This is a genomic window from Dickeya aquatica (genome assembly GCF_900095885.1).
In the GTDB taxonomy this organism is placed as follows: Bacteria; Pseudomonadota; Gammaproteobacteria; order Enterobacterales; family Enterobacteriaceae; genus Dickeya; species Dickeya aquatica.
This window is the reverse complement of the sequence record NZ_LT615367.1, coordinates 4,101,384-4,127,786: the sequence shown is the minus strand read 5'-3', so window position 1 is coordinate 4,127,786 and position 26,403 is coordinate 4,101,384. Positions and strand designations below refer to the sequence as shown.

The 26,403-nt window shown below is 53.6% G+C and carries 23 protein-coding genes; 15 read left to right on the top strand and 8 right to left on the bottom strand.

All coding sequences use genetic code 11. The features are described from left to right. Positions 1 to 80: 80 nt before the first annotated feature. From pckA to DAQ1742_RS18740, 5 genes are all read right to left on the bottom strand, one after another. A complete protein-coding gene (gene pckA, locus DAQ1742_RS18760; RefSeq protein ID WP_035344682.1) occupies positions 81 to 1,700 on the bottom strand; it encodes a phosphoenolpyruvate carboxykinase (ATP) in 1,620 nt (539 codons plus the stop codon). Between the two features lie 296 nt (positions 1,701 to 1,996). Further along, positions 1,997 to 2,869: an Hsp33 family molecular chaperone HslO gene (gene hslO, locus DAQ1742_RS18755; protein WP_035344679.1), complete on the bottom strand. Its 873-nt coding sequence runs from the start codon at positions 2,867 to 2,869 to the stop codon at positions 1,997 to 1,999. Positions 2,870 to 2,894: 25 nt separating this feature from the next. Continuing rightward, complete coding sequence (hslR, locus tag DAQ1742_RS18750; protein WP_035344676.1) at positions 2,895 to 3,314, bottom strand: ribosome-associated heat shock protein Hsp15; 420 nt, start codon at positions 3,312 to 3,314, stop codon at positions 2,895 to 2,897. Beyond that, positions 3,311 to 4,015 (bottom strand): GMP/IMP nucleotidase, encoded by a 705-nt coding sequence (yrfG, locus tag DAQ1742_RS18745; RefSeq protein WP_035344673.1) that lies wholly within the window; start codon positions 4,013 to 4,015, stop codon positions 3,311 to 3,313. The genes hslR and yrfG overlap by 4 nt, the downstream gene beginning before the upstream one ends. 149 nt (positions 4,016 to 4,164) lie before the next feature. Beyond that, a complete protein-coding gene (locus DAQ1742_RS18740; protein WP_035344671.1) occupies positions 4,165 to 6,306 on the bottom strand; it encodes an intracellular growth attenuator family protein in 2,142 nt (713 codons plus the stop codon). 406 nt (positions 6,307 to 6,712) lie between these two features. Between DAQ1742_RS18740 and nudE the strand changes: the two genes are divergently transcribed. Next, positions 6,713 to 7,273 carry an ADP compounds hydrolase NudE gene (gene nudE, locus DAQ1742_RS18735; RefSeq protein WP_035344668.1) on the top strand — a complete coding sequence of 187 codons (561 nt, stop codon included), beginning with the start codon at positions 6,713 to 6,715 and terminating at the stop codon, positions 7,271 to 7,273. Between the two features lie 145 nt (positions 7,274 to 7,418). Here the strand turns inward: nudE and mrcA are convergent, their stop codons facing one another. Then, entirely contained in the window at positions 7,419 to 9,977 is a 2,559-nt protein-coding gene (mrcA, locus tag DAQ1742_RS18730) for a peptidoglycan glycosyltransferase/peptidoglycan DD-transpeptidase MrcA (protein WP_035344666.1), read from the bottom strand. Between the two features lie 126 nt (positions 9,978 to 10,103). Between mrcA and pilM the strand changes: the two genes are divergently transcribed. The 14 genes from pilM to ppiA all read left to right on the top strand — a co-directional run bounded on the left by pilM (position 10,104) and on the right by ppiA (position 22,701). Beyond that, positions 10,104 to 10,958: a type IV pilus biogenesis protein PilM gene (gene pilM / locus DAQ1742_RS18725; protein ID WP_035344664.1), complete on the top strand. Its 855-nt coding sequence runs from the start codon at positions 10,104 to 10,106 to the stop codon at positions 10,956 to 10,958. After that, the gene (locus DAQ1742_RS18720; RefSeq protein ID WP_035344661.1) at positions 10,952 to 11,512 is read left to right on the top strand and encodes a PilN domain-containing protein; all 561 of its coding nucleotides are present in this window, start codon (positions 10,952 to 10,954) and stop codon (positions 11,510 to 11,512) included. The genes pilM and DAQ1742_RS18720 overlap by 7 nt, the downstream gene beginning before the upstream one ends. 2 nt (positions 11,513 to 11,514) lie before the next feature. Beyond that, positions 11,515 to 12,069 (top strand): hypothetical protein, encoded by a 555-nt coding sequence (locus tag DAQ1742_RS18715; RefSeq protein WP_145916219.1) that lies wholly within the window; start codon positions 11,515 to 11,517, stop codon positions 12,067 to 12,069. Further along, positions 12,066 to 12,428, top strand: coding sequence for a HofP DNA utilization family protein (locus DAQ1742_RS18710; RefSeq protein ID WP_051124132.1), 363 nt, complete (start codon positions 12,066 to 12,068; stop codon positions 12,426 to 12,428). The genes DAQ1742_RS18715 and DAQ1742_RS18710 overlap by 4 nt, the downstream gene beginning before the upstream one ends. 34 nt (positions 12,429 to 12,462) lie before the next feature. Beyond that, complete coding sequence (gene hofQ, locus DAQ1742_RS18705) at positions 12,463 to 13,749, top strand: DNA uptake porin HofQ (RefSeq protein WP_051124130.1); 1,287 nt, start codon at positions 12,463 to 12,465, stop codon at positions 13,747 to 13,749. A 382-nt stretch (positions 13,750 to 14,131) separates the two neighbouring features. Further along, positions 14,132 to 14,653 (top strand): shikimate kinase AroK, encoded by a 522-nt coding sequence (aroK, locus tag DAQ1742_RS18700; RefSeq protein ID WP_027710718.1) that lies wholly within the window; start codon positions 14,132 to 14,134, stop codon positions 14,651 to 14,653. Between the two features lie 53 nt (positions 14,654 to 14,706). Further along, the gene (gene aroB, locus DAQ1742_RS18695) at positions 14,707 to 15,792 is read left to right on the top strand and encodes a 3-dehydroquinate synthase (RefSeq protein ID WP_035344655.1); all 1,086 of its coding nucleotides are present in this window, start codon (positions 14,707 to 14,709) and stop codon (positions 15,790 to 15,792) included. Between the two features lie 133 nt (positions 15,793 to 15,925). Then, positions 15,926 to 17,026, top strand: a complete 1,101-nt coding sequence (locus DAQ1742_RS18690; protein ID WP_067487340.1) for an SPOR domain-containing protein — start codon at positions 15,926 to 15,928, stop codon at positions 17,024 to 17,026. A gap of 76 nt (positions 17,027 to 17,102) precedes the next feature. Beyond that, positions 17,103 to 17,918: an adenine-specific DNA-methyltransferase gene (gene dam, locus DAQ1742_RS18685; RefSeq protein ID WP_035344651.1), complete on the top strand. Its 816-nt coding sequence runs from the start codon at positions 17,103 to 17,105 to the stop codon at positions 17,916 to 17,918. A gap of 153 nt (positions 17,919 to 18,071) precedes the next feature. Beyond that, complete coding sequence (rpe, locus tag DAQ1742_RS18680) at positions 18,072 to 18,749, top strand: ribulose-phosphate 3-epimerase (protein ID WP_035344649.1); 678 nt, start codon at positions 18,072 to 18,074, stop codon at positions 18,747 to 18,749. After that, entirely contained in the window at positions 18,742 to 19,440 is a 699-nt protein-coding gene (locus DAQ1742_RS18675) for a phosphoglycolate phosphatase (protein WP_180706192.1), read from the top strand. The genes rpe and DAQ1742_RS18675 overlap by 8 nt, the downstream gene beginning before the upstream one ends. A 1-nt stretch (position 19,441) precedes the next feature. Beyond that, positions 19,442 to 20,446 carry a tryptophan--tRNA ligase gene (gene trpS / locus DAQ1742_RS18670; protein ID WP_035344645.1) on the top strand — a complete coding sequence of 335 codons (1,005 nt, stop codon included), beginning with the start codon at positions 19,442 to 19,444 and terminating at the stop codon, positions 20,444 to 20,446. A 288-nt stretch (positions 20,447 to 20,734) separates the two neighbouring features. After that, entirely contained in the window at positions 20,735 to 21,889 is a 1,155-nt protein-coding gene (locus tag DAQ1742_RS18665) for a mandelate racemase family protein (RefSeq protein WP_035346371.1), read from the top strand. Between the two features lie 239 nt (positions 21,890 to 22,128). Further along, entirely contained in the window at positions 22,129 to 22,701 is a 573-nt protein-coding gene (gene ppiA / locus DAQ1742_RS18660) for a peptidylprolyl isomerase A (RefSeq protein WP_035344637.1), read from the top strand. A 67-nt stretch (positions 22,702 to 22,768) separates the two neighbouring features. Here ppiA and DAQ1742_RS18655 read toward each other — a convergent pair whose 3' ends face one another. After that, complete coding sequence (locus DAQ1742_RS18655; protein WP_232046557.1) at positions 22,769 to 24,352, bottom strand: diguanylate cyclase; 1,584 nt, start codon at positions 24,350 to 24,352, stop codon at positions 22,769 to 22,771. A gap of 681 nt (positions 24,353 to 25,033) precedes the next feature. After that, positions 25,034 to 26,302, bottom strand: a complete 1,269-nt coding sequence (gene pelZ, locus DAQ1742_RS18650) for a pectate lyase PelZ (RefSeq protein ID WP_035344635.1) — start codon at positions 26,300 to 26,302, stop codon at positions 25,034 to 25,036. Positions 26,303 to 26,403 lie beyond the last annotated feature (101 nt).

The window sequence follows — 26,403 nt, the reverse complement described above, 5'->3', positions numbered from 1 at the left end:
AAAGCCCAAGGCACAGCGAGTGCGCCTTGGGCATTCCCCTGCATGAAAAGAAGGGGAATAAGCGGCCTTGCCGGGGCGCGTTAGCGTTTCGGCCCGGCGCTGACCAGCGCGGCACCTGCTGGCGTGTCGGTGTATTTATCAAAGTTGGTGATAAAGCGCTGCGCCAGATCGTGCGCTTTCTCTTCCCACTGTGCCGGGTCGGCGTAAGTATCGCGCGGATCCAGAATCGCCGGGTTCACGCCAGGCAGCGCGGTCGGGATCGTCAGATCAAAGATAGGCAACGTCTGGGTTTCGGCATCATCAATGCTGCCATTCAGGATTGCGTCAATAATGCCACGCGTGTCCTTGATGGAGATGCGCTTGCCGGTGCCGTTCCAGCCGGTATTGACCAGATACGCTTTGGCCCCTGCCGCCTGCATCCGCTTCACCAGCACTTCGGCATACTGCGTTGGGTGCAGCGTCAGAAACGCCGCGCCAAAGCAGGCGGAGAAAGTGGGTGTCGGCTCGGTGACACCGCGTTCAGTACCCGCCAGTTTGGCGGTAAAGCCAGACAAGAAGTGGTATTGCGTCTGGTCAGCCGTCAGGCGAGACACCGGTGGCAGCACCCCGAATGCATCAGCCGTGAGGAAGATGACCTTGGTGGCATGCCCGGCTTTGGAAACCGGCTTAACGATGTTCTCGATGTGATAAATCGGATAGGAAACACGGGTGTTTTCCGTTTTCGAGCCGTCGTTAAAATCAACGCTGCCATCAGCGCGTACCGTCACATTCTCCAGCAGCGCATCGCGGCGAATCGCATGATAAATATCGGGTTCGGCTTCGGCAGACAGGTTGATGGTCTTGGCATAGCAACCGCCTTCGAAGTTAAACACGCCGTCATCATCCCAGCCGTGCTCGTCATCGCCAATCAACTGGCGTTTCGGATCGGTGGACAGGGTGGTTTTGCCGGTGCCGGACAGGCCGAAGAACACCGCCACATCGCCTTTCTCACCGACATTCGCCGAGCAGTGCATCGAGGCGATTCCCTTGAGCGGCAGCAGGTAGTTCATGATGGAGAACAACCCTTTTTTCATCTCGCCGCCATACCAGGTGCCGCCGATTAGCTGAATCCGCTCGGTCAGGTTGAACGCCACGAAGTTTTCCGAGTTCAGGCCCTGTTCCTGCCACTGTGGGTTGGTGCATTTAGCGCCGTTCATCACGATGAAGTCCGGCTCAAAGCCTTGCAGCTCTTCTTGCGTCGGGCGGATAAACATGTTTTTCACGAAATGCGCCTGCCAGGCCACCTCGGTGATGAAGCGCACCTTCAGGCGGGTATCGGCATTGGCACCACAGAAAGCATCCACCACAAACAGGCGTTTGCCAGACAACTGCTGAGTGACCCGTTGTTTGAGATGCTGCCAGGTTTCCTGACTGAGCGGGTGGTTATCATTTTTGCCTTTGCCTTGATCAGACCACCACACCGTGTCGCGGGTAACATCATCACGCACAATGTATTTATCTTTTGGGGAACGGCCGGTAAAAATGCCGGTATCTACGGCAATAGCACCCAATTGGGTTTCGATACCGCGTTCATAGCCTTGTAGGGTAGGGGATGTTTCTTCAGTAAAAAGTAAATCGTAGCTCGGGTTGTAGACAATTTCGCGGACATCATTGATGCCATAAGCCGTCAGTGCTTGTGGCTGAATGTCGTTCATCTGCATGTTGCTACTCCTTGGTTGTTATTGTGGCACTTACTGTTAACAAGTGTAGGAGGTGAGCTTATTTTAGCCGCGATAACAATCAAAAAATTAAATAAATTCATTAATAACTTTGCTTATACATGTGAATAAAAAGTAACCAAAGGGTGATTTTTTGGGGGGATTCTGATGGTAATCCGCTGGAGGAACACCAGAGGCTGGCGTGCGTTGTTGAGCGTAATTGTAGGGTCGTCATGGCCGCGCGCATAACACAACGGCCCGCAATGGGCCGTTGTCAGAACAAAGATGACCGGGGAGAATCAGTGCAGTGTGGCGGAGGGGGCCGACTGGCGAATATCGGCAATATCCTGCGCGTTGAACAGATAGTGGCTGCCGCAATAGTCGCAATGCATGTCTATCTGCCCATCTTGTGCCAGCATATCGCTGACTTCTTCTGGCTGTAGCGTCATCAAAGCATCAGCACAGCGTGCCCTGGAACAATGGCAACGAAATGCCACCGGCTGCGGCTCATACAGCGTGACGTTTTCCTGATGATACAAGCGGTAGAGCACATCATTAGCGCTAAGGCCAAATAGCTCGTCGCTTTTTACCGTGGCGGTCAACTGCGTGAGGTGGTCAAAGTCATCCCGGTTGCCTTGCTGGGCTGGCAGCACTTGCAACAACATGCCAGCGGCACAAGCGCGGCCGTCGTGCTCACCGGTACGAATAAACAGGCGAGTGGGTAACTGTTCAGATTGCTGGAAATAGTTTTCCAGACAGCTTGCCACATTATCACCTTCCAGACCGACCACGCCCTGATAACGCTCGCCTTCGGTTGGGGTAATGGTGATGACCAGATAGCCATTGCCGATCATGTCGTGCAGCGAACTGTCGGCGGCTATCTCGCCTTGCAAGCGGGCTACACCGCGCATCTGCTGCTGGTGGTTGCCGTTGATGACGGCAAGCTTCAGCGGGCCGTCGCCTTGTAGCTGCACGGTGATGTCGCCGCTGAATTTCAGCGTAGCGGTCAGCAAACTGGTGGCAACCAGCATTTCACCGAGCACGTTTTTCACTGGCTGTGGGTAATCATGGTTGGCCAGCATCTGCTGGAATGTGTCGCTTACTGTTACCAGTTCACCGCGAACGGCATGGTTTTCAAACAGATAACGATGTAATTGGTCGTGATTGGCCATAATGCTCTCTCGTGGTGACAGTGGCTTATTCCACGTCACTGTATTTGAATTTGATTAAATCCCGGCGCTCTTTTTTATCCGGCCGCCTGTCCGGGTGCGGCATGGATAACGCATTCATTTTTCTGGCGATGGCCAGCTTTTCGCGTTTTTCAATGCTTTGTGGTGTTTCTTCATACAACGTTTGTGCCTGGGCCGCCTGACGACGTTGTGTACTGAGCAGATGAACCCTGACCGTGCGTTCATCATTGCCCTGACGCAGGGTGATTTCTGCCCCCAGCTCTACCAGTTTTCCGGGTTTGCTGCGCTGGCCGTTGTAATGCACTTTGCCGCCGTCGATCATCTCCCGTGCCAGCGCGCGGGTTTTGTAAAACCGCGCGGCCCACAGCCACTTATCCAGCCGGACGCTGTTGTCATCGTCAGGCTCATGCGCCTTGCCTTTACTCATGAGCACTCCTGAGGGGTCGTGAATGTTGACTGAGCGATGCCCGGCAGCAGTGCCAGATAATCACTCATTGACGGATGCTGGCGAAAAACGGTTTGTTCACTGCGGGTCGAATCCGGGTTGCGCACCCCCAGGCAATAACGAATGCCAAAGGCTCTCGCTGCATCCAGAATCGGCTCGCTGTCATCCACAAACAGCGTTCGTTCCGGGTCAAAGCCGGTCTGTGCCTGTACTGCCAGCCACAACCGCCTGTCCTCTTTGGGATACCCATAAGTATGGGTGGAAAGCAGTAAATCAAGGTGCTTATCAAGGCCAGTATGAGCAACTTTCACCGCCAGACTGTGTGGATGCGCATTGGTGAGCAAAATGGTGCGACGGCCACTTTCGCGCAGTGCCCGCAAAAATGGGGCCGTGTCGTCACGTAAACGCGCCCGATGCCCGATATCACTGGTCATTTGATAAATATCCAGCCCCAGCCGCTCACTCCAGTAATCAAAACAATACCAGTTAAGGGTATGACGAACGGCGTGGTATTCCGTATGAATGAGGGCGTGGGCCTGCTCAAGGCTGATGTTGCGCTGACGGCTGAGTGATTCTGGCACCAGTTGTAGCCAGAAATAGCTGTCAAATGCCAGATCGAGCAACGTACCATCCATATCCAGTAAAACGGTATCAATCGTATTCCAGTTCAGTTCGGGGTTCATATGTCCTCCAGGCTAATGCCCTGACCTGGAGAAACCGGGTATCAGGCAGTGGATATTCTCAGCGCAGCTGCTATTACCAGCATAATAAATGTTACCAGCGTAGCATCAGCGCTCAAAGCGGCAGATGACAGACCAACGCGGATACCGTATCAGGAATGGATGACGTTACCGTAGATGACGTTGCCCGTTGCGGGAGCCTCGGGCACCAGATGGCGTGCGTAATATTGCTGGATATTGGCGATACGCTGCTGACTGCGGCGGCGTTTGACCACCACTAACACCAGATTCAGTATCAGGATCACACTGAATGCCAGCAACAATACACACACGCCCAGTGAGCGCCACATTGTCACCGCATCCGGCTCACTGTGTAGTGAAATATGACGGGTGCCGTTGGCATCGATACTGAGCTGAGTAATCACACCGCTGGCTTCAAACGGCGTGTGTAACAACATGGCGGAGAGCCGCAGTAACTCCTGCCACTGCTCTTGCGGTGGGAAATCACGCAGTGGCGTGGGGGGCGGCGGGTGATTAACGAACTGGCGGCCTTCGTCACTGTGCAGCAGGAAACCGCCCGGTGATGGGCTGTTCAGCGCACTGGAAGCGGCTTTTGTCTCACGATTGTAGAAATCATCGGTGGCGTTTTTGACCAGTGATTCGAGTGACTCGGCGCTGACCGGGCGCAGCACCACATTCATCCCTTTGAGTGCGCCAGAGCGTGCCCGTTTTACCAGTGAATCCCAGTTTTTGGCATTCCCCAGATTCGCCAATGCATTTTTGAGGCGGGTGCAATCTTCCTCTCTTTCACACAGCGCATCGGTTTTAAGCACAATGTCTGAAAAGTTGTTTAGCAGGATCATCCCGGATTTCTGAATTGCATCAGCTAACTGGGCGCTGACCTGATTATCGCTTTCGGCCGGGTGTAACTGCTCCTGAACGGTTTTTTGCAGTGCGGCGGTCTTATCGATAACGTCTGATTCGGGCAACGGCAACGGAGCCGCTTTGTTCCAGTAAATACCCGCGCAGTCAAAAGGTGCAAAGGCAGATTTGTTGACCGAGTGAGCGGGCGCAGGTGGCACGTAGCACATACCGGAGCCGCGAACCTGGAGTTTGTCGCCGACGTGCAGAGCCATATGCTCGAGCTCTTCAACCTGCGTAACTTTGATGTTTTCAGCCCCTTGCACCCAGGCCAGACTGAGCTTCAGCGGTAAATCGAGTGGTACTGACGTGAGCAATAACACCAGACTGACCAGCGCCCCGGTCGCCAGAACGGCGTTTTTACCCCAGTGTTGCAGCGGGAAAAATTTGACTTCGTTATGTAATGACAGGTACTTGCCCTGACGGACTACCTGACGATTCAGGTAGATGTCTACATCGGTTTTGGTACCGAGATCGTAGCCGATATAGGGTTGCCAGTGTGGCGGATAAATCAGATCAATGTTACCCAGCGAGACGTTGTTAATCGGGTTGTTGCTGGTATCGCTGAACAGGCCCATGCACTGCGGTGTGCCGTTCAGGCAGTGCACTTCGCGCAGTTCTTTTTGTGATGCAGGACGAAGCAGTTGCCAGCATCCCCAGACCACCATCGTACATGCTGCTGCGGCCAGCCAGAACAGCACCGTAAGCGGGCTGGTCAGGCTGAACACCAGCAGTATAAACGCCAGACTTAATACCGCTGCTTCACGCAGGCCGCGTGAACGATGTACGGCGTGTTCTTCCGGTGTTTCCTTTCGGATGGCGACCAGTTCAGTATGCTCGTGAACTTCCGGCCGGATTGAAGCCTGCTCACCAGGAATATCCCCACCGGTTGCACCGTCTAGCTCATGAATAAACTCGGTGAGCGAATGACCATTTAATGAAATGACCAAGGGCATCGACCGGGTTTTGATAAGCTCGATTTCATTGTTCTGCGTAATGAATTGTTCCCAACGGGCGGGCAGATGGACTTCCTGAGTATCAATGTAATAACGCCATTTATTCGGCGCATCGGTACTGAGTCCGTAACGGGTGATGCTATGGGTAATCGGGTATACCCGATTGCCTGGTAACAGTCGGGGAAGGCGTGATGCAGGAACAGGCAGTGATGGCGTCGTTGTGCCGTCTGGGTGAATCATAGCCAGATAACGTTCAATAGCAATACGCTCTGACGCCGTCAGTTGACGATGCCCTGACGGTGTAACTGGCAAACGCTTGGCAAATAAAAGACGACGATACATGAGATAGCCAATGACCCCCCCTGACACCATCAGGCAGGCAAACAATACAGCCAATATGATGAGTATTGTGCTCATATTATCTCCAGCCAACAGTGTAAGGTTCCCCTTTGTTATTGCTTGATAGTAACAAAACTACACGAACCTTGTTAATCCATGACGGATAGTTACTGGCTGAATTAACCGGCGATTACTTGTTTAACTGTGCATCGTAGCAAGCAAAGCATGAAGCAAAAATGAGGAAAGTCTGAATTTTTTTGATGAATGCATCGCGGCTGATGTTGTTTTGGGGCTCTTCCTTCCATAAGAAAAATTAATGTGTTGAATGTGTTGCCAGGATGTGAGTTTGCCATGATAAAGTTGCAGCAGCTGTTAATGTTAACGCACAATGTGACTCACTGAATAGTCTTTAGGAAACAGCGGTTCTGCCCGATTTTTTCTGTGCGAACAGTAGCCCCGGAGATGTTTCCTTACAGAGGCCACGATGAATAATAACCTGCAAAAACCCAAAATTCTCAAGGTTGAGACTGTTGCGCGATCACGCCTGTTTAATGTGGAGTCGGTGGATCTGGAGTTTAGCAATGGCGAGCGCCGAGTCTACGAGCGGATGCGCCCATCAGGCCGTCATGCGGTAATGATAGTTCCGGTGCTGGGTGAGGAGTTGCTACTGGTTCGTGAATATGCAGTGGGGATTGAGCAATACGAGCTGGGCTTTCCGAAAGGGCTTATCGACCCCGGTGAAGGCGTGTTTGATGCGGCCAACAGAGAACTGATGGAAGAGGCTGGTTTTGGTGCACAACGCTTTGAACTGCTCTCTACCCTGACCATGGCACCTTCCTATTTTTCCAGCAGCATGAACGTGGTGGTGGCAAACGGGCTTTATCCACAGCGCCTGCAAGGCGATGAGCCAGAACCACTACAGTTGGTGCGCTGGCCGCTGGCCGAGATGATGCGGCTGTTAAACGAGCCTGATTTTCGTGAGGCGCGTAATGTCAGTGCACTGTTTTTGCTGCAACGCTGGCTGGCAGAACAATCACGCCTGTAATCAGGGTGGCAACAGTACCGGCTGGGCTGGATGTAAAAAAGGCGCGATGAACGCGCCTTTTTGCTTGTCATTCCGGCCCTGATGGGGGCCGGTTATTATGCCGGTTCGGAGGGTATTGGTCACGCTGTGTTCCCGAACGCGGTTATCAAAACAGTTCTTCTGCCTGCCCACTGCTGCTGTTGAACAACGTGGTACCGGCATCATGCACCGCACGCTCGGTTGGCTGAGTGCCTTCAATGAAGAATTCCTGACGGCTATTACCCCCGCCATCTGACAATTTGCCACTGCTGCGATCAATCGTCACAGTGACAATACCCGGCGGTGGCGGCGTTTTTTGTTCAGTCACGCCAGCGAGGGCGATTTTCATGAAGTCATCCCAGGCCGGTTCAGCGGTTTTTGCCCCCCCTTCGTAACCGGAGGCCTGATCGCGAATGACACCGGAAGCGGATGCTTTACCAAGATCGCGCCGATGGTCATCGAAACCAATCCAGACTGAGGCCACAATATTTGGGCCATAGCCGGAAAACCAGGCATCTTTCGAGTTATTGGTCGTACCGGTTTTGCCGCCAATATCGTGACGTTGCAGCACTTTACCGGCACGCCAGCCCGTGCCCATCCACCCCGGTTCACCAAACACGTTGCTGTTGAGCGCATCTTTTATCAAAAACGCCAGTGGTGTGCTGATGACGTGTGGCGCATAAGGCTGTGCCGCGGCCTGACGAGCGACTTCTGCCGGTGTAATGGCATCGGGCTGAGGCTCGGTGGCGGCGCGGCTCTCTGCTGAGGTAGCCACATTCTCCATGCTGTCATCAGATAACACGGCGGAACGCTGGGTATCGCCGTAAATCACCGGCAGATTACAGGTATCACACACCACTTTTGGTGTGGCGCTAAACAGCGTATTGCCTGCGGCGTTATCAATTTTGGTGATGAAATACGGGTCAACCAGATAACCACCGTTTGCCATCACCGCATAACCGCGCACCACTTGCAGTGGTGTGAAGGAGGCGGCACCCAGGGCCAGTGATTCGGTATGCACGATGTTTTGCTCCGGGAAGCCAAAGCGTTCCAGATAGCTGGCCGCATAATCGACCCCCATTGCCCGCATTGCGCGCACCATCACCACGTTTTTCGATTGCCCCAGCCCCTGACGCAGGCGAATCGGGCCATCATAGACGGCAGGCGAGTTTTTCGGGCTCCAGTCGGAACCGGCACCGGGGTCCCAGCGGGTGATCGGTGCGTCATTGAGGATGGTTGCCAGCGTCAGGCCTTTGTCCATCGCTGCGGTATACAGGAATGGCTTGATGTTTGAACCGACCTGCCGTAATGCCTGCGTCGCGCGGTTAAATTTGCTCTGGTTAAAATCAAAGCCGCCTACCAGTGCCAGAATGGCACCATCTTTAGGATTGAGCGAAACCAGAGCAGAATTGACATCCGGCACCTGCGCCAGCCACCAGTCGTTATCGACTTTACGTATCCAGATTTGCTGACCGGCCTCGAGCACTTCCGTTACCCGCTTGGGCGTCGGCCCCTGCTGGTCGTCAGAGCGATAGGGGCGAGCCCAGCGAACGCCTGCCAGTGGCAGTTCGATTTTCTCGCCACTTGCCATCATGGCATGGGCTTTATCGGCACTGGCATCAGTCACGACTGCCGGGAAGAGCGGGCCGTAAACCGGCAGTTTTTTCAGCGCCTCGACAATCTTATCCTGCGTCCAGGCAGGCGTACCGACTTTCCACAGCACCTGATCCGCACCGCGGTAGCCGTGGCGCATATCATAGGCGAGCACATTATTGTGCACCGCATCTTCGGCGGCGAGTTGCAGCTTGCGCGTAATGGTGGTGTACACTTTATAACCGTCGTTATACGCATCTTCACCATAGCGCTTGAACATTTCCTGGCGCACCATTTCTGCCATGTATGGCGCAGAAAACCCCATTTCCGGCGCATGGTAATCGGCGACCAGTTTTTCACTGCGCGCCTGATCGTATTGCGTCTGGGTAATGTAGTTCTCATCAAGCATACGTGAGAGCACCACATTGCGCCGTGACACCGCCCTGTCGTAGGAATAGAGCGGGTTAAAGGTGGACGGTGCTTTGGGTAGCCCGGCGATCATCGCCATCTGTGCCAGTGAGAGCTGCTCCACCGGTTTGCCAAAATAGACCTGCGCTGCCGCACCGACGCCATACGCGCGGTAGCCCAAATAGATTTTGTTCAGATACAGTTCGAGAATTTCTTCTTTCGTCAGCGTTTGCTCAATACGAATGGCCAGAAACACTTCTTTGATTTTTCTCAGTAAAGTGCGTTCCGGGCTCAGGAAGAAATTACGCGCCAACTGCTGGGTAATGGTGCTGGCCCCCTGAGAGGCGTGGCCGGATGTCAGCGCAATCACTGCCGCACGCACAATCCCTTGCGGGTCAATGCCGTGATGTTCGAAGAAACGGCTGTCTTCGGTGGCGATGAAGGCATTCACCAGCGTAGGGGGGATTTGATCCAGCTTCAGCGGAATGCGCCGTTTTTCGCCAAACTGGGCGATTAATTCACCGTCTGCGCTGTAAACCTGCATAGGTGTTTGCAGGCGCACATCCTTGAGCGTGGCGACATCAGGTAACTGTGGCTCAATATAGCGATAAAGGCCAAAGAGCGAAGCGGCTCCCAACAGAATGCAACTTACTGCAAAGATGAATAAGTACTTTACGAACTTCACCGGAGATTTTCCATTCAGTAGCAATTGAATAGTTTATAAACAGACGGGCGCTAGTATAAAGGGAAGCCAGCAAGGTGGATATGTTCTTTATGACGATATTTATGACGATAAGGAGATCGAACACCCATGGCTTATCCCATCTGGCAGGTTGGGCTGGACATACAGAACAACATGGTGCGTGCTCTGGCCGTACAGCGCCGCCGACATGGCTGGCAATTGCGTCACTGGTGGCAACTGCCTTTGCCGGACGATACGTTACGCGGCGCTAGTCTACATCATCCTGAGGCGCTTTGTACGGTTCTTCGTCAATGGCGGCAGGAATTACCCCGTTATATCTCACTGCGGCTGGGTTTTCCCGCTTCGCGGGTATTACAGCAGCGGCTGGCGATGCCTGACTCGCGTTTGCGCGAACCTTATCGCGGTGGTTATATCCGCAGCAGAATGGCTCAGCTATTACCTGTTGGCATTGAGGATGTCGCACTCGATTATCGCCCTGATCCTCAAGCGCCAGAATCACTGCTGGTTATCGCCGCCCGGCAAACGGAGCTTAATGCCTGGCTACACTGCCTGATGGCCGCAGGATTGTACGCGGATATTGTAGAGATAACGCCCTGTGCGCTGCGCTGCATGGCTGCGTGTGCCGGTTTGGCACCAAACCGGTTGTTATTGCACCGGTTTGATGACCACTGGCTGTGGGTATCGCCGCTCGAGGCCCCACTGGCATTTGGTACGCTTCACCCAGAGGAGCTGGCCGATGAATCCACGCGGCTTGCTACCATTAATGCGCGTTATCAGCAGGGCGCTGCATACGATGCTTATCTGAGCGCCAGTACACCACAGGCTGTGCCGGTCGCCTCGCCTGCTATTCTTGACTGGCCGGTGTTGAGCGCCTTTCGCGTACATCCCCCTTTACCGGCTTTTCCGGCGGCATTTGCGATTGCCGCCGGGCTGGCAGTGCGCCCGGAGGATACCCCATGTTGATGATGAATCTCTTGCCCTGGCGTCAGCGTCTGGCCTATCGGCGTCTCCGGCTGGCGGCGGTGGTGAGTGCGGGGGCGTTACTGGTGGGGCTGGTCATCGGGATGGTGCTACGGGGTGATGCGCACCAACAGCGCCTTAGATTACAGCAGCAGTTAGCCCAGACTCAGGCACAGCAGGTACGTTATGAACGGCTCTATCGTGAGGTGCACCGTGATTGGCTGATGTATGAAAAACAGCAGGCGTTGCAGGCAGCCCGGCTATATGGCCGCAGGCAGGCTCAGCGCTACCAGCAACTGCTGGAACAGTTGCCGGCACGTATGCCCGCAACGCTTTGGTTAACCGACATTGACGGGGCTGGCAGGCAACTGCATCTGTCGGGGATTAGCCATCGTTATGATGACATCATGCAGTGGGTCAACCGTCTGTCGCAGTGGCCTTTGATTGAACGCGTGGTTTTGGAACAGGCGCGGCTTGAAAAAACACAGCCAGATGAAATGCACTTTTCATTACGCCTGTACTGGCAGGTGTCCGGTGCGCCGCAGGAGCGCCAATGAAGGTGGCGTATCCCGTAAACTGGCTCATCCCATTCATGCTTCGCTGGCTTGCTGTGCCGCTGTGGCAACTACTGCTGCTGCCTGTCATGGGCGTGTTAGCGCTGGCGCTGGTTGTCATCGGGCTTTGGTCTTTGGCAGAGCGCCAGTCGCTGCAAGCAACCGAACAGCAATATCAGCATCACCGGCAGGCAATTGAACAAATACGAGACAGCATCGCGCATATACCGCTACAGGCAATGCTGCGCGATATTCCCCCGCTGACTGGCACAGAGAATACACAACCTGATGTGGCAGCACTGCTGGCTCGCCCGATAAGCCAGTCGGGCGTAGTGTTGGCCAACTGGCAGCCGGGTACCTTGCAAGGTGCAGCCACTGCGCCTGCAACCTGGCAACTGACCTTGCATGCCGATTATGCCGCCATCCTCAACTTTCTTGCCTGCCTGAATGCGCTGGACGTGGTGGTGCGCATTGACCAGCTTTCGTTGCGAAAGGGCACCACCGGGCTGATTGCCGCGCTGCAATTATCACTGCCAGCAGACACGGAGCAAGCGCAATGACTCGCATGAGGTGGTGCTTTCTTTTATCGTTCTCACTCACTGTACAGGTCGCGCCAGCTGCGGCGGAACCTCTGCGAGACCCGTTTGTGCCGCCCGTTTCAGCACAGCCTTGTGAAGCCATGTCCGCGGTAAAGACCTGGCAATTAAAAGGCGTTATCGGGTCAGCGTCCGGTTGGGTCGGTTGGCTTGCACAAGCACACCGTTGGCGGCGAGTCACCACAGGGGATGTGATTACACCAGAGGGCTGGCAAATCGGTCAGGTGGATAACCACGGTGTCGCGCTATGGCCGCTTGCCAGTACCACCGGGTGTGGCAAGGCAGCGTGGCACCTGCTTGCGCCTTTTCAGCATCGGGAGTAAGTCATTAGCGCTTGAGCAATTTAAGGAGTCAGGAATGTATACAGGATGTATAGCGCGTGGTTTGTGTGGTTTTTTACTGCTGGCAGGCCTGGCCGCAGAGGCTGGTGATACACCGCCGATTTCACTGGCTTTTGAGGATGTCCCGGTTCAAAAGGTGTTACAGGCGCTGGCGGATCATCAGCAGCTCAATCTGGTGGTAGCTCCGGGCGTCAGTGGGAACCTTAGCCTCAATTTACATCAGGTGCCCTGGCAGCAGGCGCTCGACATTATTCTTCAGATGGGGCAATTGACACTGGAAAAGCACGGTACGGTGATGATGGTGTATCCCGAAAGCCATATAAAAGTGCGCCAGCAGCAGCAAGAGGAGAATGCGGAAAAACAGCGCCAGCAATCGCCATTAGAGAATCGCGCACTGACGTTGCAGTACGCCGAGGCAAGTGACGTGCTCACGAGTCTGCAAAGTCAGCGCAGCACGCTGTTAACATCGCGCGGCAGTGCTTCGGTAGATAAACGAACCAATACGCTATTAGTGCGTGATACAGCCAGTGCGCTTGAGCAAGTAGCGGCGTGGGTTGCCGCGCTGGATAAGCCATTGGCACAAGTACAACTGGCTGCACATATTGTGACGATGAGCAGCGAGCATCTCAAAGCACTTGGTGTCAACTGGGGCATGCAAGAGGCTACGAATACGGCGCAAGCCTTACAAATGCAGCGCTTTAATGTCAGCCTGCCGGTTGAATCACCCGCAATCAATGCAGGTTTCCATCTGGCTCGTCTCAACGGACGTCTGCTGGATTTGGAGCTGATGGCGCTGGAGCAGGAAAATGAGGTGGAGATTATCGCCAGCCCGCGCTTATTTACCGCCCATCAGCAAACGGCCAGTATCAAGCAGGGCACCGAGATCCCTTATCAGGTTTCCAGCGGGGCCAGTGGCTCGACGTCGATTGAATTTAAAGAAGCGGTATTGGGCATGGAGGTCACGCCGAAGGTTTTGCATGGCGGGCAGATAACGCTCAATTTATTGATTAGCCAGAACATGCCGGGACGGGCTATCAAGCAGGGAGAGGAGGGCGAAGCGCTGGCGATTGATAAACAGGAAATTCAGACTCAGGTAACGGTTCAGGATGGTGAAACGATTGTGCTGGGCGGCATTTTCCAGCAACAAAAAAATCTGGGAGCTCGTCAGGTGCCGGGGCTGGGAGCTTTGCCGGGTATTGGTCATTGGTTTCGCAGCACCAGCCAGCAGCATACCCGCCGGGAGTTGGTTATTTTTATTACCCCAACGTTAATTCTTCCGGTAAAGCGTGTGGCCGCAGACTGACTTTCATGTCGCACTGGAGCCCTTTGTCTGCATAAATCGATGAGGTTATGGGGGATGTTATGTGTGAGGTCGGCGGTATCATTCGTCAAATAGTGTCGTTCATCGTTTGACGATACCGCCGTTTTAGCATACAAGGATAGCGGCTTGAGCACGGCAGTGGTGTTCCATCGTCGGTGTGAATCAACGAGGTGTAGATAAAATGTACATTTACCTCAGCCTGATTCATGGGGCGTTTTATTCGGTTGCCAAACTACCCTGAGTATTGAGATAATTTTTTGTCTGATTCTCGCACTATCGCTCATGAGGTTTCAGTTTAGGTTCCGCCGCAGGTTACATGGCGGGGCGGGTTATCATTAACGAATTTCTTAGTAATACCAAAAAAATGGCAGAGAAACGCAATATCTTTCTGGTTGGGCCTATGGGTGCCGGCAAAAGCACTATTGGCCGTCAGTTAGCTCAGCAGCTCAATATGGAGTTTTTCGACTCCGATCAAGAAATTGAGCGACGTACCGGGGCTGATGTGGGCTGGGTATTCGATGTGGAAGGTGAAGAAGGCTTCCGCGAGCGCGAAGAGAAAGTCATTAATGAATTGACAGAAAAGCAGGGCATTGTGCTGGCGACAGGTGGTGGGTCGGTGAAATCCCGTGAAACCCGCAACCGCTTGTCTGCACGCGGCGTGGTCGTCTATCTGGAAACGACTATCGAAAAGCAACTGGCCCGTACTCAACGCGATAAGAAACGCCCGCTGTTACAGGTAGAAACCCCACCACGCGAAGTGTTGGAGGCGTTGGCGAAAGAGCGCAATCCGCTGTATGAAGAAATCGCCGATGTCACCATTCGTACTGATGAACAAAGCGCCAAAGTCGTTGCTAACCAGATTATCAGCATGCTGGAAAACAACTGATTTTGTGTAACTTCCTGCCTATTGCAGGTTTCTGACAGATCAATGGAACGCGCATGGAAAGAGTTACCGTCACCCTTGGGGAACGCAGTTACCCTATTACGATAGCCGCTGGCCTTTTTAACGAGGCCGCCTCTTTTATGCCGCTCAAAGCGGGCGATCAGGTGATGCTGGTGACAAATGAGACACTGGCACCGCTTTACCTTGATACCGTGCGAGGTGTGTTGGAAACCAGTGGCGTGCGGGTTGATCAGGTGGTTCTGCCTGACGGCGAGCAATATAAATCGCTGGCGGTTTTAGAGCAGGTTTTTTCCGCACTGCTGGCAAAACCTCACGGGCGTGATACCACACTGGTGGCGCTGGGAGGTGGCGTAATTGGTGATTTGACCGGATTCGCTGCGGCCTGTTACCAGCGTGGCGTGCGGTTTATTCAGGTACCGACAACCTTGCTCTCGCAGGTTGATTCCTCTGTTGGGGGGAAAACCGCCGTCAATCACCCGTTGGGCAAAAACATGATCGGTGCGTTTTATCAACCGGCATCGGTGGTGGTTGATCTGAATTGTCTGAAAACGTTGCCTGCGCGCGAGCTATCCTCGGGGCTGGCGGAAGTTATCAAATACGGCATCATTCTGGATCGGGCATTTTTTGAGTGGCTCGAAACCCATATCGATGCGCTCAGAAGCTTGCAGCATGAGCCGCTGGCTTACTGTATCCGCCGTTGTTGTGAGTTGAAGGCGGACGTGGTGGCGGCGGATGAACGCGAATCCGGGTTACGCGCACTGCTGAATTTAGGCCACACTTATGGGCATGCGATTGAAGCCGAAATGGGATATGGCAACTGGCTTCATGGCGAGGCGGTAGCAGCCGGGATGATGATGGCGTCGCAGGCGGCTCATCGTCTTGGGCAGTTGAGTCTTGCCGACGTTGAGCGCATCAAAGCGCTGTTGCTGCGTGCCGGTTTGCCTGTTACCGGCCCGAAAGCGATGGCTCCCGAGGCCTATCTGCCCCATATGATGCGTGATAAGAAAGTGCTGGCCGGTGAATTGCGTCTGGTGCTGCCTACTGCGATTGGTCAGTCTGAGGTTCGGGCTGGTATCGCTCACGAACTGGTATTGGCGTCCATTGCCGATTGCCTTCCCTGAAACGCTGTTTCAGTTGGCTGAATAGCCATTGGGCCGTTTTTCGGTAGTTTACGTTTAAAATACAATGCCTTATGATTTAGCTTTCGCAGAGTCAGCCATCTGGGGAAGCTAGCCTTTCAGTTGGAGGGTATACATGGATGAGTTTAATCCAGAAGATGCGTTGAAGCCGGATACCAGCGATCGGCGGCCCGCGCGTCAGCAGAAACGCAGCAAAAGCCTTTCTGCCCCCAGTGTTTCGTTATCCAAACAACATACCATGATAGGGATCGGCATCGTTGTCTTGGTGCTGTTGATTATTGGTATTGGTTCTGCGCTTCAGTCGCCTGGTCAAAACTCGCCAGCGCCTGCGTCGTCGTCGTCCGGTTCCGGCACTGGGAAAAATATTGATTTAGCATCAGCATCATCGATGACTGACAACCCAAACGCATCGGCTCCTGCTGCCGCAGCCCCTTCTGCACCCGCCGCCGCGTCTGTGCAGAATTCAGGTTCGCCGCAGTTGCTGAGCGGGCAGCCGGTTTCCGGTACACCCACTCAGGCTCCGCTGGTGCCACAAAACGGTGGGCAGCAGCGTATCGAGTTGCCTGGGAATATTACCGATGCGTTGTCCCAGCCGCAGCAGCAAGACCGCATGAATGCATTTTCTGCCGGTCTTCCTACTGAACCTGCGACGGTGTATTCCCCGCCGACTAAAGGTGGCCGTGCGGCATCGGTAGAAAAGACACCAGCGCCTGCGCCAACGCGCACTCAGCCGGAGAAGGTTGAAAAGCCGTCATCGCATAAGTCGCCAGAGCCGAAATCCGAGCCGAAAGAGGTGGCGCGTCCGGTTGTGAATATGCACAAGACGCCGACGACGGCGTTGGTGCCCGCGCCATCGAGCAAGCCCGCAGTCGCAGTGGCAACCCCTAAACCGGCCACGGCGGTTGTGCCCCATAGTGCAGCGGCGACACCGGCAGGCGCATCGATTCAAGGCGCACCTGCCAGCCATTTCACGTTGCAGCTCAGTAGTGCTTCTCGTGAAGACTCTTTGAAAACGTATGCCAGAGAGCTGCACCTGACGAATTACTGGGTGTATGAAACAAAGCGCGATGGGCGTCCGTGGTATGTTTTGGTGAATGGTGTGTATGCCTCGCCGGAAGATGCGAAACGCGCGATATCATCGCTGCCTGCTGATGTTCAGGCGAAAAAACCATGGGTCAGGCCTATCCGTCAGGTGAAGCAGGACTTAACCAAGTAACACCAATTGGCCCTGATGTGCTGTCTTAACAGAGTACAATCCGTGGCTCTGAACTGTATGAGTAATTAACGACGGCATGAAGAAAAACCGCGCGTTCTTAAAATGGGCTGGTGGTAAATATCCGCTGGTGGAAGAGATTCGTCGATATCTGCCAGCGGGAGAGCGATTAATCGAACCTTTCGTGGGTGCCGGGTCTGTGTTTCTTAATACCGACTACGACAGCTATATTCTGGCTGATATCAACAGTGATTTGATCAATCTGTATAACATCGTCAAAAACAAAACCGATGATTTTATTGGTGACGCCCGCAAACTGTTTATTGATGAAATGAATACGTCCGATGCGTTTTATCGGTTACGGGAGGAGTTTAATCTCTGCACCCATGACTACCGCCGGGCACAGTTGTTTCTGTATCTGAACCGCCACTGTTATAACGGGTTGTGTCGCTATAACATGCGGGGGGAGTTTAATGTACCGTTCGGGCGCTATAAAAAGCCCTATTTTCCTGAAGAAGAACTGTACTGGTTTGCACAAAAAGCGCAAAACGCCACCTTTGTGTGTGAACATTACGAGCAAACACTGACCAGTGCATTATCCGGCTCGGTGGTGTATTGCGATCCGCCTTACGCGCCCTTGTCGGCAACGGCCAATTTCACGGCGTACCATACCAGCAATTTCAATACGCAAGACCAGCAAAACCTGGCGCAACTGGCGCAGCGATTGTCATCTCAGGGCCACATTCCGGTCCTGATTTCCAACCATGATACGGTGTTGACCCGCGAGTGGTATCGTGATGCGTCATCGTTATACGTGGTCAAGGCGCGTCGCACCATTAGCCGTAATATTTCGGGTCGCAGTAAGGTCAATGAATTGCTGGCGTTGTATTGCTAGCGCCGGTGGTGCGTATGGGTGTGGCGCTATCGCGGATGAAAAAAGAAATGACAGGAAACGACCGCTTGTTTCCTGACTGAGCGGCTGCACAGGTGTGTCTTCACAGTGTCGTGCCCGGCAGCGAAATACCGACTTAATGGTTTGGAGAAACGCATGAAACCGTTTTTAATCGCCCCGTCTATTTTGTCAGCCGATTTTGCCCGCCTTGGCGAGGATACGGCAAATGTGCTGGCCGCCGGGGCGGATGTCGTTCACTTTGATGTGATGGATAATCATTATGTCCCGAACTTGACCATTGGCCCGCTGGTGCTCAAGTCGCTGCGTAACTACGGTATTACTGCGCCGGTGGATGTCCATCTGATGGTTAAACCGGTTGACAGGCTGATCCCTGATTTTGCCCAGGCGGGTGCCAGTTTTATCACCTTTCACCCGGAAGCGTCTGATCACGTTGATCGCACCTTGCAGTTGATCAAAGACCACGGCTGTAAAGCCGGTCTGGTGTTTAACCCGGCCACTCCGCTCAGTTATCTTGATTATGTGATGGATAAGCTGGATATCATTTTGCTGATGTCGGTTAACCCCGGTTTTGGCGGTCAATCGTTTATTCCGGCGACGCTCGATAAACTGCGTCAGGTGCGTCAGCGGATTGATGACAGCGGTTATGATATTCGTCTCGAAGTGGACGGTGGCGTGAAGGTGGAGAACATTGCGCAAATTGCTGCCGCCGGTGCTGATATGTTTGTTGCCGGGTCGGCGATTTTTAGCCAGCCGGATTATCAGGCGGTGATTGCGCGTATGCGCCAGGAACTGGAGGCGGCCACTCATGCCTGATTTCGATGCGGTGCGTGGTATTGCGTTTGATCTTGACGGTACGCTGGTTAACAGCGCACCCGGTCTGGCCCACGCGGTTGATATGGCGTTAGGCGCGTTGTCGTTACCCCATGCCGGTGAGGCACGGGTGGCGACCTGGATTGGTAACGGTGCCGATGTGCTGGTGGAGCGCGCGCTGCGCTGGGCGGGCGTGGAGCCGACGCCACAACAAATCCACGATACCCGAACGTTATTTGATAAGTACTATGCCCGCTCGGTGGAGAGCGGCAGTCTGCTCTATCCCGGTGTGCAGGAAACACTGTCGCCATTGGCGGCGCGTGGCTTTCGCCTCGCGGTTGTGACCAACAAACCCACGCCATTTGTTGCCCCTTTGCTTGATGCGCTGGGTATCGGTGAGTATTTCTCGCTAGTTTTGGGGGCGATGATGTTGCGCAGAAAAAACCCCATCCCGCACCCTCTCTATATGGTGTTGGGCAAGCTCGGGCTGCACGCGCATGAATTGCTGTTTGTCGGTGATTCTCGCAATGATATCCAGGCCGCCCGCGCGGCCGGTTGCCCGTGCGTGGGTATGACGTATGGATATAACTACGGTGAAGCGATAACCCTTAGCCACCCTGATGCGGTGCTGGAGCGCTTTACGGATTTACTGCCCCTTGTCGGGTCATCCCTTTTAAACGATCAGGAAGCATGACATGAGTAAGCCCATTGTATTTAGCGGCGCACAGCCGTCAGGCGAGTTAACCATTGGTAACTACATGGGTGCGTTACGTCAGTGGGTTAACATGCAGGATGATTTTGACTGCATTTATTGCATCGTGGATCAGCACGCGATAACGGTGCGCCAGGACCCGCAGCAGTTGCGTAACGCGACACTGGATACGCTGGCGCTGTATCTGGCCTGCGGTATCGACCCGCAGAAAAGCACCATTTTTGTTCAATCCCATGTGCCGGAACATGCACAACTGGGCTGGCTGCTGAACTGTTACACCTATTTCGGCGAACTGAGCCGTATGACGCAGTTTAAAGATAAATCAGCACGTTATGCCGAGAACATTAACGCCGGGCTGTTCGACTATCCGGTGTTGATGGCTGCCGATATCCTGTTGTATCAGACCAATCAGGTGCCAGTAGGTGAAGACCAGAAGCAGCATCTGGAATTAAGTCGTGATATCGCCCAACGCTTTAACGCCATTTATGGCGATATTTTCCGTATTCCCGAGCCGTTTATTCCCAAATCTGGCGCGCGCGTGATGTCGCTGCTGGAGCCGACGAAAAAAATGTCCAAGTCGGATGATAACCGTAATAACGTCATTGGCCTGCTGGAAGACCCAAAATCGGTGGTGAAGAAGATCAAACGCGCCGTCACCGATTCTGACGAGCCGCCGGTGGTGCGTTATGACGTGCAAAACAAAGCCGGTGTCTCGAACCTGCTGGATATTCTCAGTGGCGTAACCGGAAAAGCGATTCCCGAACTGGAGCAGGAATTTGAAGGCCAGATGTATGGCCATCTGAAAGGGGCGGTGGCGGATGCGGTTTCCGGTATGCTCAGCGAACTGCAAGAGCGTTACCATCGTTTCCGTAACGATGACGCTTTCTTACAGCAAGTGATGCGTGACGGTGCACAAAAAGCCCGCGCCCGCGCCCAGGACACACTGAGCAAAGTCTATGATGTGGTGGGGTTTGTCGCGCGGACGTAGCCCTCAGCGCTGAAATATAACATCTCAATGGTGATGACGCCGTGCCCGCTGGGGACGGCGTTTTTTATTTTCTGAGGTCTTATCCGTTGTAAATAGGGCAAATGCATAATCATCGGGCGGATAATTTTCACAAATGTCGTAAATTGCCTAATGACGTCACAGTAGTGTTGCTCAATAATTATTAAAAATAAAACAGGGTTTTATTAAATCAGCGCTGCGTTCTTATTCCAGACATTATGGTGAATAAAAATGCAGGCTGGCAGGCGCACCTTCAGGCAGGTAATCACCGTGAAAATTGAATCTATTGACGTCACCGTCTTCACTTATCCCACGCGTCGTGTTTCCGATAGCGCAGGGCATTCACATCCAGGGGAAGAACATCAGGCTAGCATGGCGCTCTTGACCATCAGCACGGATGAGGGACATAAAGGCTATGCCTTTGCTCCGCCCGAGGTGGTGCGCCCCTATGTGGTTAACAGCTTTTTCCGCAAAGTGCTGATAGGTCAGAACCCGTTTGATCGTGAGCGGCTATGGCAGGATTTGGTGCACTGGCAGCGTGGCAGCGCACATCAACTGACGGATCGGGCGCTGGCGATTGTGGAGCAGGCGCTGTGGGATTTGGCCGGGCGAGTGCTCAATATGCCCGTGTATAAACTGCTGGGCGGCTATCGCGATAAAGTGCCTGCTTATGGCAGCACCATGTGTGGTGATGAGCTGCAAGGCGGCTTGTCTACACCGGAAGAGTATGGTCAGTTTGCCGAGAAACTGGTTCAGCGTGGTTATAAAGCGATCAAATTGCACACCTGGATGCCGCCGGTTTCTTTTGCGCCCAGCCCGCAGATGGATGTCAAAGCCTGTGCCGCGGTGCGTGAGGCGGTCGGGCCGGATATCAACCTGATGCTGGATGGCTACCATTGGTATAGCCGCAGCGAGGCGCTCTATATTGGCCGTGAATTGCAGAAGCTGAATTTCACCTGGTTTGAAGAGCCGATGGAAGAGCAGAGCATGGCGTCTTACCGCTGGCTGAGTAGCAATCTGGACATTGACGTTATCGGGCCGGAAAGCCTCGGTGGCAAATACTTCAGCCGTGCTGACTGGGTGAAAGAGGGCGCTTGTGACATTCTGCGTGCCGGTGTGCAGGGCGTGGGCGGGATTTCGCCTTGCCTGAAAGTGGCGCATCTGGCGGAAGCGTTTGGCATGGATTGTGAAATTCACGGCAATGGCGCAGCTAACTTGTCGGTGGTTGGGGCGGTGAAAAACTGCCGCTGGTATGAGCGCGGCCTGCTGCACCCCTTCATGAATTATGATGAACCGGCGGCGTACTTACATTCGCTGGTTGACCCGATGGATGACGAAGGTTTCGTGCACTTGTCTCAGCTCCCTGGCCTTGGCGAAGACATTAATTTCGACTGGATCGATGCGCACACATTGAGTAAAGCCTAACCATTCGTGTTGAGCTTTCTCGCCGCTGCATGCCCTGTTTTTCACGGCTTGCAGCGGCCGGTCGCTGTGGTTGTCATGCAATTCAGAGTAAGATGGGGGGCGTAACGCACAAATAGTGCTGTTTTTATCAGCAATGAGTGGGCAGGATCGCGTAAAAAAAAGTAAATGGGTAGCGTAGCGGTGTGTGGCTAATTAAAATCGGTACGCTTTCTGTCGTTGATCCTCAAAAGGAATTCTTCATGTCAAAACGTCTATTGGCTGCGGTAGCAACCGTGCTTTCTCTGACCGCATTTACTCCGGCTTTTGCCGCACCTTCTTCGACTCATGTGTTGCTGACCACCACCGCAGGTAATATCGAACTGGCATTGGATGACCAAAAAGCGCCGGTTTCCGTGAAAAATTTTGTTGATTACGTTAACAGCGGTTTTTATAACGGGACGCTGTTCCACCGTGTTATTCCCGGTTTCATGGTGCAGGGCGGCGGTTTTAGCAGCGACATGAAACAGAAATCCACTAATTCGCCGATTAAAAACGAAGCCGATAACGGTTTGCGCAATTTGCGTGGCACCATTTCGATGGCGCGTACCAGCGAAAAAGACAGCGCCACCAGCCAGTTTTTTATCAACGTTGCGGATAATGCCTTCCTTGACCACGGCCAGCGTGATTTCGGTTATGCCGTGTTTGGTAAAGTGGTAAAAGGCATGGAAGTGGCGGATAAAATTTCGCAGGTGCAGACAGAAAATGTAGGGCCATACCAGAATGTCCCGACCAAGCCTGTCGTCATTCAGTCTGCGAAAATCATTAAGAAATAAGCTGAACACTGCTTTTGGGTCATCGCCCCATTCCGTGGCCTGATGCCGGAATGGGGAGCGTGCGTGTTCACGACGTCAGTAACTCCAGTTTTTTATCCTCAATCAGCATATGCTGGGTGATGACTTCATACACCACGTAGTGAAACAGCTCCATCATGCCGACCTGCTGTTGCTCAAACCGCTGTTGCAGCTCGCCGGCACGCCATAACAGGTGGCTGTGTAATTGTGCATGGTGCCCGGCATCCGGGTGGCGCATTTCCCATAACAGCTGTTCTTCGTGCTGCATGTGATCGTTGAGAATATCGATAAGCTGGCTTATCTGATGTAAAAATACCTCACGCGTCCCGTTATTCAGGATTATCTGCAACAACTCGTTGGCCTGATTAAACAGATACTGATGCTCCTTATCTACATCAGCATGCCCGATTTCATAGTGAGTATGCCAGGTCAAACGGATAAGATGGGTGTCTGGCAGCGTCGTTGTCGTTAAGGTCGGGTCTACCAATAGGGCCTCGGTTTCGATACGGTTGCGCCCTGCGGCTTTTGCCCGATAGAGTGCCAGGTCGGCGCGCCCCAGCCAGCTTTCCCAGTGGTCGGTAGACTGGCAGACGGCGATGCCAATACTGGTTGTCACCTGCAAGTTTTGTGAAAAACGTTGTGATTCCAGTGCCTGTCGCAGGCGTTCTGCGGTCTGAATCGCACCGCTGATGCCAGTTGCAGGCAGGATAACCACGAACTCTTCTCCTCCCCAGCGTCCGAGTACATCGGTGGTGCGCAAAATAGAGCGAGCCGTATGGGCAAAGGCTTTTAGCACCTCATCCCCGGTGGCGTGACCGTAGTCGTCATTCACACTTTTAAAGTGATCCAAATCGAGCATCAGCAATGACACCGGATAGCCGTAGCGCTCTAACCGCGCCATCTCCTGGCGGGCTATCTCTTGTACCCGGATGCGGTTCCAGCAGCCGGTGAGATTGTCTTGTCGCAGCATCAGGCTGTTAAGGTGGTCGGAGCGGTCTTTGGCCATCATCATCAGGCCGTTGGCGACGAATAACAGCGTGGAAAAGTTTGCGACGTTAATCAGGGTTTGCAGCGGAGAACTGGTGAGTAAGGTTGCCGGGTAGTCTCCGCTAAATAACAACATGAGCAGGCGGTGAAGAATACTCACGATGTTAACGCAAAGCCCTAGCACCATCAGATTGCGTCCACGCACGGGCTGGCTGTTATCTTGCGTACTTTGTTGCGTCAACAAATAGCCGATGACTACGCAAGCCTGAAGCATGCATAACAGACCACTGACGACGGTACGCGCATTCTGGTTATCCAGCATGATGCTAAAGAATGCGGCGGCAAAGACGGCAGGCCCCCATAATAATACGCGCGGCACATGGCGTTGCTGGAAGGTGGTGACAGACAGCAGCAGCAGTGAGTAAGTTAACGCAATCAGGGTGTTTGAGGGAATTATCGATATCGCGTTGGGGATCTGTCCTCGCAGTGCGTACAGGATGTAGGCAATACCGTGGAACACCAGTGCCCAGGTGGAAATAATCAACTCTTTATCTCGCTGGCCGTGGGCTGACCAGCGTGCGCACAGTGCCAGAGCAAAGCTTGAGACGATGATCATCAGAAACATGGTTGGGACATCGACTCGCATGGTTCACCTCAAAAGAAAAAAGTTACCGCCGCTGGTGCAGGGGGTGGGCTGCTCAACGGAAAACCGGCGGGGTGTGATTTATCCTTCCATGGCGACACGGCGACAGGTTTATTGATAGTTAAACTGATACCGTGAGTAATGAAATCGAGTCATGACCTCATCCTATACAAACACAACAAGGCAGGCCCGTCTCCAAAGAGCGTGCCTGCGAGCCTTATTGCGCGCAGCGTCGTCCTGTTTATTGCTACCTTTTGGCTTGCGCCAGATCTCCTGAAGGGAGATGTTTTTATGCCACCTGATGCGGCGGAAATATACCCGTATGGCAGTGATTATCAATACCGTGAGGGACTATCAGAACCGCTATGTGCTCGCTGTTATTACGCAGTGGCAGGGATTCATTGTTTTACCGCGTGTAGTCACATTGGTATACGGTTTAGCGGGAGTTTTTGTCAACATCACCGTGATATTTCAGCCAAAAGAAAGGTATGAAGATTTATCCGTCAGATGCCTGGATTTGTCAGTGCGTCTGCGCTCAGCATATCGACACCGCATGTCAGGCGGACGTCAGCGTGGCGGAAACGTGCGATATTTTTGCCTGAATTTTTGGCCTGAAAACAAAACCGGCAGCAGGTATTTTTACTGCTGCCGGTTTTCCAGGTGGGTACTACGTCATGGCGATGATTACTCGAGGTCTTTCGCCATCTGTTGCAGCCAGCTATCCACACCGGTGCTCGGTACGGTCAGGGCCCGTGTGGTGGTAGTGGCTGTCGGATAGCCACCGACTTCGCTCTGGCTGTTCACAAACGCCCCGCTGCGTTTTTGGAAATCGCTGACGATGCGTTTGTCTACGGCATCCCGGTCTTTCGGGCGTGCTCCGGTGTGCTGGGTCACCTGATTGGCAACGGAGGATGCGCTCAGGGCGGTCAGGCCGGTTGGCCAGACGGGGGCGGATTGCAGGAGCTTAATGCCGGTAGCGCTACCGGAGGTAAGGGCAACGGCTTTCCCTGCTTTGTCGAATGCCAGGTTATCACTCATCCAGACATCGCCACCGGTGGTATTGCTGCCAACCAGCGGTAAGCCTGACTGGGTATTGGCCCCGTGATACATCACGTTACCGGCAATCGCCACTTTCGGATTGACGGGCAGCTCGCGCCCTTCCCATTCACTTTGAATGACCCCAACGCGAATGCCCCAAATGCCTGGGTTGTAAATCAGGTTGTTGACCACCACACCCGTTGCCGCGCCCTTAAACCACGGGTTGCGCTCGTTATTGTGGGCATACAGGTTGCCGATGATGGCGGCGTTGGTCACGTTATCGTGTACCAGCGTTCCCATAGAGTGAATGCCTTTTGAATGGCTGGAGTCATACAAGCCTTCGGCAATAATGTTATTGGATAAGGTGACGTTATGTGCCGTACCGGACGGGCCATCGTAACGCGGGCCGGAAATAGAGAGGTTTTCATCCGTACCCCAGGCAAAGCTACAGTGATCGACCACGACGTTGTAAGCGTCTTTTCCGTTGACTGAGACATCTTTTTCAAAGCCGCTCTTTTTGGCATGGCCGTTATCGCCGATACGAAAACGAATATGCTGCATCAGGACGTCGTGCGTGGAGATGGACATGCCGCCTTTAACCAGCGTAATACCCGGTGATGGAGCCGTCTGGCCTGCAATAGTCACAAAGGGTTCGACGAGCTTGATGTCTCTTTCACCCAGATCAATGATGCCACCGACTTCAAACACGATGATGCGCGGCCCTTTGGTGGCCAGCGCTTCACGCAAGGTACCAGCCCCCGTTGAGGCCAGCGAGGTGACGCGAATAATTTTACCGCCGCTACCGGCGACAGTTTCGGTGCCAAATCCTTTTAAATCTGGCGCAGCGGTGCTGGCGGCCTGTGCGCTCAGTACCGTGGCGCTAAACAGCAATGCGGATAATAGAGTCAGTTTCATAATGGCTTAATCCTTATGCCAAACGCAGGCCGGTTTTACGAGCAACTGCGGCAGAAGATAACCGGATAAGTCGATGAGGGTATCGCTTGTCCGAAAACAGT